Genomic DNA, 5,783 nt, shown 5'->3' with positions numbered 1-5,783 from the left:
TACTCGACTCAGTAAGAAACAAGTACAAAATAGAATTAGCCACTATGGTCTTAAAGCTAGGCTTGAAGGAGTTAGATGTTCTCCTCATACTTTTAGACATACATTCGCAAAGATGTGCGTTCAGTCTGGTGCTAATGTATTTGAGCTTCAGCAAATCCTTGGACATAGCTCCCTTGAAATGGTTAGAAATTATGTGAACTTATTCTCCAGTGAAATTAAGGAGTCTCACAATAAATTTTCACCTTTGAAAGGATTGAGTACAAGGGTATGATGATAGGAATATTATCTTGACCCAGTTGGACTTCTTTGAAATTGACTTAATTACTCACCTTCTGGGATTATTGAGAGGAGCTGAATAGCTTCACTTTTTTTGCTCATATTAAGCTGGAGGTGAAACGTATGAAAGAAAATAAGTGGAAGATAATTGGCGACGCAAAGGAGTACCTTAATGACTTCAGAGGAGCTGAAGCCAAGGAGATGAGCAAGGAGGAAATAGCTTCCTTCAGAGGGATTCTGAGTGAGCTTGAAAGGGAAATAAAAGAGGTAAATAGTGAGCTAGACTTTGCTGAGAGTAATATTGAGAGCTGAGATGATTACACTGCATTTCAAGAAATAAATTCAGATATAAGTGTTCAAACATATGCAGCGTTTGCATTAAACAATGATACTTCTACCGTTCAGATTGACTTCAATAGTAAAAGGTTTAATCAAAAACTTACTTTATGAGATACCAGTTAAAGGTAGTTGAGCTGAATAGCTAAACTTGAGGAGTTTCCCTAAGCTGGGAAGCTCTTTTTTATTTGCATAATAAAAGAAAGATATGAGGTGCAACTAATTAGCTTAAACTTGTGAGTTAGCTGGTATAGTACAACTGATTGATGGGGTATGAGGTAGCTAGACCTTTTTAGCTTGGCTCTTGAGCTTTTTGCTATATAGCTGCTTTTTACTTAGTGTAACTCTTGGGTGATACTGGTTAATGGGTGTGATTAAGCTCGGCTTCTCAACTTGACTCCAGAGCTTGATACTACTGAGCTGGATTTAAAAACCCTTCCTTCCATGCACTCACTTTCCAGTAAAACATTACCAGAACTTCCTCCTAATCAATACCAGCTCTTGAGTCAGCTCCCCAGATTCAGCTCTCCAGACGACCACCTCAGCAAACCTCCTAGAAGGCTCTCTAAGTTACATTACCAGAACAGTAAAACTCCTCAGAAGGCTTCTCAGTGGCTCATATGTGTTAGGTGAGTTGTAGCTGGTGAGTCATGCTTGGTGGGTTGCTCCTTCAGAGAGCCAGCTCTATACACGCTACTTCTTGAGTTTCACTGGTGAGTTTCACCTTCTCATGAATGTACGAAAATACATATAAACATACATTCAAAAGTGAGCTATCTCAAGGGTTCTCACTAATGATAGTTTATGAGATAATAAAAAGGTACATTCAAAGTATGAAAACACCATGAGGAGGAACCTTTTTTTGAAGCAAGAGAAAGATGTTCAACCAATACGAGATAGAGCAACCATAGAGGAAATGAAGAAGGCACTCATCAAGTATTGCTCCTATCGTGATTATGTTCTTTTCACTCTTGGAATAAATGTAGGTCTCAGAGTAAGTGACATTCTCAAGCTCCAAGTGAAAGATGTAAGAGGTAAAACCCATATCCAGCTGAGGGAGCAAAAGACCAAGAAGGTCTCTAGGTTCTACCTCCCAGCTCCGCTGAGAGAGCTTCTGGAGGATTACACTAAGGAGCTAAGCTCAGAAGCTTACCTTTTCCCTTCACGCAAGGGAGATAAGCCAATAAGCACTACTCAAGCTTATAGGATACTGAATAAAGCTGGCTCAATGATTGACCTAGAAGCTGTTGGCACTCATACCATGAGAAAGACCTTTGGGTATCATTACTACAAGAGGACTAAAGATGTAGCTACACTGATGGAGATATTCAATCACTCAGCTCCTAGTATCACTAAGAGATACATTGGAATAACACAAGACGAGATAGACAAGAGCCTTGAGGACTTCATGTTATAGGGTACGCTGAGGAGCGTGCTCTTTTTGTTTGCTCTGATAAGGAGTGAAGCTTTGGAGCGACTGTCTCAAAGTCAAGTGGAAAATTATGAGGGGTAGGGGTAGTCCGCAATACGCATAGTGTGATTTACAGAAAGTATAAAAATGAAAAAGTTTTTGTTAGTTATTACCAGTAAGCTGGAGAGTGTAAGCTCTGGAGATTCACCTCAAAAAGATTCCCTACCACTCAGCAAACTAGGGAGGGGGTACTTTAAAAAGCTAACTCAAATTTTTTTATAAAATTTTTTTTGAGCAAAAACGCTGCTCCTTTGGAGTCAATTCTTCCAGCAATTCACTAACAAGTTTTTTTAAAAGCCTTCTCTGGAGCCAGATTTGGAGTTCTACCTTTCCAACACTTACCTCTAAGCTATCTCGCTTACGCAATTAATGGAGTTACCAGACAGTTTAGCTCTTAGTGCACCTCATATATTTTATAAATTTATTCCAGTGGTTCCAGCTTTAAAGAGCACTCAATAAGCTCAAACTCCTTGCTATTGCTGAGATAGTTAGCTCATCGGCTATACTTTGTAACTGGAAATTGCTATGAACACTTCAATAATAAGCTATAAGTTGTTTCTGGCAATTAATTGGTATGTTTTGGCAGTATGTTTATTAATCTTTATGAATCATTACTCAAGGAAGAACTGTATAAATGCTAATATTTATTCACATTTGTAAAGCTATACTTATTGCACTACCGGGCAGGTTAGTGGAATAAATAAAAACCATCCTTTTTTATTAGGGGATGGTTTTTAAAGACTGTTATTTATGATTTTCTTAATAATTATTCCAAATGCTATCCCAGGAAAAACAAATAACATTGGAAGCCAAACAGGACCCAGTAATACTCCAAATATCACTAAGTTTGATGAAAAAATCAAACCAACTGTCACAAAAAATGCAGTTAAAACATACGGAAGGAAAGAGATAGGATCTTTACCTCCACCAGCATCTTTAACAGCATCCCACATTGAAAAAAAGTACAAACAAGGATAAAACATCAGCCACTGATAATTCGTATGTTTTATGGCATTACTAATTTCTCCGTGAAAACTCATAAGTATAATCTGATTGAAATTGGATTGTATATTAATCAGAAATTCAAGTACCAAAAATACTGTGCCTTTAAAATATTTTCGGTTTAAATACTGACCAAATCCAGGAAGTGCGATGCTCCATAGTAGTTTTTCAAATATGTTTTTACTCACTGAACATACCCAAGCAATTGTTTGTACTATATTTCTTTTGCAATTTCGTTTCTATTAGGAGCAAGAGGGGGCTGTTCTAACCATTTATTTTGCACCATTAAGTTATACCATTTTTTTGTAACCATTAAATTTTTTAGAATAGTCCCTTCATAAGTTGTTACGAGGTCTGCTCGCATAGATGATGCTAATCCTGCCCCATGATAGTTTTGTGCAGCTTGGAACAAGAAACCAATATGATACAACATTAACTTATCGGAAAAGGGGGAATCAGTTGAAGTTGTCACTTCTGTTTCCCAGGATTTCGGAACTGGTAAATTATCTGCTTGCATTATTTTTGCAAATGTTCTTATTTGACCATCAGCCGTTTTCTCGGTATCGGTTAAAAACTTCCGTACTTCTTTTAATTGAGCAACTTGACTGAATGCGATAGAAAGGGTTTTAGTCATAATGCTCTTTTTAAGGTTGAAAGAAATGCTAATGATTTCTACCGCTGATAATGTTCTACCCTTTCCAAAAAATCCATCTGTGAAATCTTGGCTGGAAATATATTCAGGGCTTTTAGCTGGGTAAAATAAAGGGTCTCTTTGAAAACTTCCTTTCTCAAGCAATAACTCAATGGTTTGATGATACATCTTTTTCGCATCATTATCGCATGAATCGTAAAAGTCCCTTAAGTCTTTTCTAACAGAAACAGCTAAAGAAGTGCTGTGTCCCAGCAATCCATGTAAGGTCATAATATGTAAATAATTCAGGCAAAATATATCCGTGAATAACCTCTGTTTACCTTTAAAGAGGTCAGACTCATTAAATCCAATAGGAACAGGAAATCCCTCATTCTCGATAAACGTTACGATTTGTTTCTTTTGTTTTTCGAACGTCTTAATGGCGTCCTCTAAAATGGCTTTAATTGCTTCATCCTCAATAATAGAAACCATATATTTATTTACCATATCTGTCGCCGTGCCGTTCACATATTCTCCCCAGAGTGTTCCGATTTCTGAAGATGTGAGTTTTAATTTATTCTCATCCACATTATCACCTCTTGGATATTATTTACCAATTTAGTAGGTGATATGAATTTGTATGGATGTTATTTGCTTGTCCGTCAACAAATCTAATTGTGAAATATTTCACTTAAAGTAACGGGTAGCAAGAGTTAAAGATTGTGATCGCTGCTGCGGTCTTTTTTCTTGTTCAACAAACTGGCAGTTTAGTGAAAGAAGGAAGCCCTAGGCTTTACAATTGTGTACTATATTTTTCAATATGATATATCAAAAAGAAGTGCTACAGCAGATCATGCGGGTGCACTTCTTTTTATAAAAAAACAAATTTTTTATCGAGATTTACCAACCTCAAAATAGCTAAAACAAAACTAAATAAAACCGAAACCCATCATACCACCGCACATCATACCACCGCACATCATGCCACCGCACATCATGCCACCGCACATCATGCCACCGCAACGCATACCGCCACACATCATGCCACCACAACGCATACCGCCAAATACTCGCAGATCATGAGTCTGAGGAACCATAGGAATTAACTGACCAACTTGGAAATTATCCATTCCCAAAGTTTGAAGTTCATTTTGAAAATTTTGCATTTTTACCTCCCCTGTTTATTTAATAATTAGGTTATACTGACATCTATCAAGAGATTTGAACGAAGAAATTTTGTCAGCTATGTGTAATTAAGAGATACTACGTGTATTCTCTTCAACAAAATATGCTTTCTTTTAGGTGGCTGTTACTGGTTTAAAAGCCTATTTCATGGTAAAAGTATCATGAAATATTGTTTAAGAAGCAAAGATTTGTATTGTATCAGATTGTGAAGTATTACACTTAAACTATCGGGTAGCTTTAACACAATAAGGAATAAAATTAAAGAGCCTAAAACATGCAAGTTTTTATGCATTACTTGCGTATTTTGGCTTTTTTTACATTCATAAAAGATACTGCCATATACAGCATTTTTTAATTGCCAGATACACTATAAGTGTTATTACTTAAGTTCACCTCATATATACTTCAAATTTCTATTACATAATACTCTTAGTTACACTCCACAGCTAACTCCCCAGAAGGCTCCCCAGTTCCCCAAGCTTCACCTCATATTTAATTTAAAAATAAAACATAGCTCCCTATAAGGTTCCCTAAAAGACCAAAGAAAAGAAAAAAGAAATATATGAGACAGCAAAAAGGAGATTCGCTCCAAGCTTCTCCTCCAAAACTAAAATCCTTGAGCCAGCTACTCATAAGATATAAGAGGATTTCCCCTTTCAAAATAGCCTTAATCCTTACTCTCCCAATGGATTGAGCCACTTTTTAACTATGTCATATTTGATACTGGGAAGGCTCTAACTATGTCATATTTGATACTGACCTTTTTTGACCTTTATCTTAACTAGGTCATATTTGGCACTGGGATTCTATTTTTAACCTTATGAGCCAGCCTACAAAGTACAAGCTCCCCAGCGTGACCCTCACTAGACGTTATTTTTATAT

At 36.6% G+C, this 5,783-nt stretch carries 6 protein-coding genes; 3 read left to right on the top strand and 3 right to left on the bottom strand.

Annotated features, from left to right (window positions below; genetic code table 11):
• The 3 genes from JN080_RS28100 to JN080_RS28090 all read left to right on the top strand — a co-directional run.
• The coding region (locus JN080_RS28100; protein WP_256239244.1) for a site-specific integrase at positions 1-271 on the top strand (271 nt) is incomplete at its 5' end.
• A 128-nt stretch (positions 272-399) separates the two neighbouring features.
• A complete protein-coding gene (locus JN080_RS28095; RefSeq protein WP_256239243.1) occupies positions 400-588 on the top strand; it encodes a hypothetical protein in 189 nt (62 codons plus the stop codon).
• Positions 589-1,528: 940 nt separating this feature from the next.
• The gene (locus tag JN080_RS28090; protein ID WP_256239245.1) at positions 1,529-2,029 is read left to right on the top strand and encodes a site-specific integrase; all 501 of its coding nucleotides are present in this window, start codon (positions 1,529-1,531) and stop codon (positions 2,027-2,029) included.
• 788 nt (positions 2,030-2,817) lie between these two features.
• Here the strand turns inward: JN080_RS28090 and JN080_RS28085 are convergent.
• The 3 genes from JN080_RS28085 to JN080_RS28075 all read right to left on the bottom strand — a co-directional run bounded on the left by JN080_RS28085 (position 2,818) and on the right by JN080_RS28075 (position 4,882).
• Positions 2,818-3,273 carry a hypothetical protein gene (locus JN080_RS28085; protein ID WP_256239242.1) on the bottom strand — a complete coding sequence of 152 codons (456 nt, stop codon included), beginning with the start codon at positions 3,271-3,273 and terminating at the stop codon, positions 2,818-2,820.
• Positions 3,274-3,299: 26 nt separating this feature from the next.
• Positions 3,300-4,304: a DUF3231 family protein gene (locus JN080_RS28080; protein ID WP_256239241.1), complete on the bottom strand. Its 1,005-nt coding sequence runs from the start codon at positions 4,302-4,304 to the stop codon at positions 3,300-3,302.
• 341 nt (positions 4,305-4,645) lie between these two features.
• The gene (locus JN080_RS28075) at positions 4,646-4,882 is read right to left on the bottom strand and encodes a heterocycloanthracin/sonorensin family bacteriocin (protein WP_256239240.1); all 237 of its coding nucleotides are present in this window, start codon (positions 4,880-4,882) and stop codon (positions 4,646-4,648) included.
• Positions 4,883-5,783 lie beyond the last annotated feature (901 nt).

This window comes from Bacillus sp. EB600 (assembly GCF_024494385.1).
In the GTDB taxonomy this organism is placed as follows: domain Bacteria; phylum Bacillota; class Bacilli; order Bacillales; family Cytobacillaceae; genus JAEVLT01.
The sequence above is the reverse complement of the archived record's forward strand: the minus strand, read 5'-3'. Positions and strand labels throughout refer to the sequence as shown.